This is a genomic window from Paenibacillus forsythiae T98 (genome assembly GCF_000520735.1).
Taxonomy (GTDB): domain Bacteria; phylum Bacillota; class Bacilli; order Paenibacillales; family Paenibacillaceae; genus Paenibacillus_AQ; species Paenibacillus_AQ forsythiae.
Genome location: NZ_ASSC01000189.1, coordinates 1 through 3,583, shown reverse-complemented (window position 1 = coordinate 3,583; position 3,583 = coordinate 1). Strand labels below are relative to the sequence as shown.

Here is a 3,583-nt window from a genome sequence, read left to right as displayed (position 1 = left end):
CGAGGCCGCCGATGAAGACCGGCGGCTTCGCGCGGAAGCATGCCAGCAGCGTAAAGAACAGACCGGACACCAGCACAAATACAGCCGCCCACTTTAACAGTAAGGTGCGGAACGGGTCCTTCTTCATCCGTCACCCCATGTATAGCCGATGCCGAATACCGTCTTGATGTACCGGAAGTTTCTGGGATCGTCCTCCAGCTTGTCCCGCAGCCTTTTGACATTGACGCTGAGTGTGTTCTCATCCACGAAATTCCCGGACTGGTCCCACAGCCGGTCAAGGAGCATCTCCCGGGTCATGACCTGCCCGCTATTCTGCGCGAGCGCTTCAAGCAGCCGATACTCGGTCATTGTCAGCTTTAGCTCCTCAGCGTTTTTCGAGACCGTCATTTTGCCATAGTCGATCTTCAAATCCTTGTAAATAAACAGGCGTCCCGTTCCGGCTTCATCCTCCCCGCTTCTTCTTAAGACGGCCTTTACGCGCCGGAGAAGCACCTCCATACTGAAAGGCTTGGAGATATAGTCGTCCGCCCCAAGATCGAAGCCGGCGACGATTTCCGGCTCCGTATCGTTGGCGGTGAGGAAGATGACGGGAACCCCGGAGCTGCGGCGAATCTCCCTGCATAATTCCGTGCCGCTGCCGTCGGGCAGGCGAATATCCAGAATGGCGAGCTGGATGTTGCGGGATTGAAAGTACTCCGCCCCTTCCCGGTAAGAGCCTGCCGCAAGCACCTCATATTGTTCTTTTTCCAGCGTATAGGCCAGCCCCTCAAGCAGCAGCCGGTCGTCCTCCACGATCAGAATGGTAGTCACCCTTGTTCACTCCCCCGTCCTTAGTTTATCAAGCCCGCAGGAGTCCTTCAGCGACATGCCGCGCACAGTCCTCTGGAATCAGGCCGCTTCGCGCAGACGCTCGGAAAGCGGGGCACGGCGGACTTTGCGGTAAGTGAAGACGGGAGCGGCCAGACAAACCCCGATTACGAGCACAATGACCACCGCAAGCGGGATGGCCGGGAAGGTATAGACCGCATATGTGGCCTCCTGGCTGAACAAGCGATACGCCCCGTACGCCAGAGCATTCCCGAGAGATGTGACAAGCAGCAAGGAAATGAACGAATACCAGGCTCCTTCAAGTAGCAGCAGCCTTTTAATCTGCCGCGAGGTCATTCCGACGCTTTCCAGCACAGCCAGCTCCGGCTTCCTCGCCATGACGCCCGTAATCATTATATTCACGAAATTCAACAGCCCGATCAGGGCGAGAATCAGCGAGAGCCCCCCGCCAAGGATATAGAAAGCCAGCTTGGCCGATCGGATCATCTCCATCATGCTGATTTTGGATTCCAGTTTCAGGTCTTTGTTTCCGGCAATTGCCGCTGTGACCTGTTCAGAGATTGCGTCCCAGTCCTTCCGGTCCGCATCAAAGGTCACCTTATAGACGACCGGATCATTTAATAGTTGCTTCATGGCGGATTGGCTAATATACACATTGGGTGCCGTACTATGAAAAGTAATCAGACTGAGGAAATTGCCCATCCCTCCGATTTCCAGTTCGGTTTTTTTGGCGGCACCCGTAATTTTCATTTTAAAGCGGTCTCCGGTATTGAAGGCGGCAGGAATTTCCCCATCCATCAGGGCCACCTCACCGCGTTCAAAACGCTCCGCGTTAACTGGAGACGGGAGCTTCTTGTTCGCCTCACGAAAGTCAGCCGGATCAATTCCTATCACCTGACCACTAAACATTTCGGGATTTTTCTTGAAATCTGCGGCACTCGGAGGGCTTTCCATGAAGCGCGCTGTAAATTGATCCACGTATTTTCCAAACACCTTCGGATCATAATCCAGCATGGCTTGCGCGAGATAGGTGGTTCTCATGTCTTTCACCCCCGGTATTGACCTGATCTTTGCCAACATTTCGGGGGTAACGGCTTGCTTGTCCCATCCGGACTCATGGGTCAATTTAAAATCGTTCGGCATATAGTCGTCCACAAAATGTTCCGGACTCATGCTGAGGACCAGCGTGTTGATCACCAGAAAGGTCGTTAGGCCAAGGAACAGGGACAAAAATACGACAATTGCGCGCTTTTTGATTCTGAAGATGTTCCTGAGCGCCATCCGGTGCAGCTTTGAACCGCCGCTGCCGGCTCTCACCTTGGACGAAGAGGCGACCCCGGTGTATTTAGCCGCTTCAACGGGCGAGATTTTCCCGGCGACCCTGGCAGGCTTGATGCAGCTGACCATCGTAGTGATCAAGGCGAACAGTGCTGCTCCGGCATAGATAACCGGGTGGAACGAGAGGCTTCCGCCAGTCTGCAGGTCGATCGTGTTCAAGGCCAGCGGAACAATACCGAACGAGGTGGCCGCTCCGGCGATTAAACCGATTGGAATGCCGATTAATGCCAGCCGCAGCGCCTGCTTGCGAATCATGGTGCGGATTTGCCGTCTGGTGACGCCGATGGTCTTCAGCAGCCCGTAGAACCGGGTGTCGCCCGCCACCGACAGGTACAGCACATTGTAAATCAACAGGTAGCTGCTCAACATCACAAAGAGAACGATTCCGCCATAGCCGACAAGCGTCGCTATATTGCCATTGTCCATGTGTTCCGTATCGGATACGGGGCTTAACTCCTGGCCTTTTCCGAGCTTGAGATCCCGCTTCGTGCTATCTATTAATTGTTCAAGCCCCTTCTTGTCCGTGAATAAAATGGAAGCCATACCGGCGTCTTGAATCGCGGTTCCCTGCTCTTTCATGAACGCTTCCGAGACAAGCAGGCTGCCCAGGTCTCCGGAGCGGAGCTGAGAGTAGTCTTTGAACCAGCCGGTGAGCTTGAAGGTCGCTTGATGCCGTACCGGCTTCCCTTCAGCCATCGTGGTGTAGCTCAGCGGAATACTCATCCCGATTTCAGGCTTCTTGATTCCCATTTGCTTGAGCAGGTCCAGCGGAGCGGCGATTTCGTTCAATGCGGAGGGATAAGCTCCCTTCCATCCGTCAACGGCGGGCCTCCGCATGGTGTTCCATTCCGTCTCATCATACCAGACCAAATGGGCGGCCTCATCCGGATCATCTGAAATGCCCTGCACCGTACTAAAGATGGCCTCAAGTCCGACAGCCTTGATATAGCCAAGCTCTTTCAGCTTCTCAAGCTGATCCTCCGTTGGAGCAGGAAGCTGTGCTTGAGCGGTGGTCCCTGCAAGCTTGGACGCCTGCGAATCCCATGATTTGGAAACGCTCATGCCGATGCTGAAAAAAGAGGTAATCAGCCACGTTGTCAAAATAATCGCCAGAATGACGAACCGGTTTCGGCTGCGGCTCACTTTCATGCTTCCGGCTGCCAGCTTGTTAACAGCGGTCTTAGTATTGTTGCGAAACATCGTAAATCCGTCCTTCCGCTATTTGTCCGTCTTCGATCCGGAATACCCGATCGGCCATCAGGGCGATTTCCTCGTTATGCGTAATCATAATCATCGTCTGGTTGAACTGGCGGCTGGTCACCTTCAGCAGCCCGATGACCTCCTGGCTCGTGGCGCTGTCCAGATTGCCCGTAGGCTCGTCCGCCAGAACAAAAGAAGGCTTCGCCGCCAGCGCTCT

At 54.5% G+C, this 3,583-nt stretch carries 2 protein-coding genes and 1 pseudogene; all 3 read right to left on the bottom strand.

Going from position 1 to position 3,583, the window contains the following annotated elements:
* Window positions 1-123: 123 nt before the first annotated feature.
* Entirely contained in the window at window positions 124-810 is a 687-nt protein-coding gene (locus L692_RS0106895; protein ID WP_025698376.1) for a response regulator transcription factor, read from the bottom strand.
* A gap of 78 nt (window positions 811-888) precedes the next feature.
* The gene (locus L692_RS0106890; RefSeq protein ID WP_025698375.1) at window positions 889-3,366 is read right to left on the bottom strand and encodes an ABC transporter permease; all 2,478 of its coding nucleotides are present in this window, start codon (window positions 3,364-3,366) and stop codon (window positions 889-891) included.
* Window positions 3,347-3,583: pseudogene (locus L692_RS27990) on the bottom strand (hypothetical protein); the annotation flags it as partial. The pseudogene L692_RS27990 and the gene L692_RS0106890, both read right to left, overlap by 20 nt.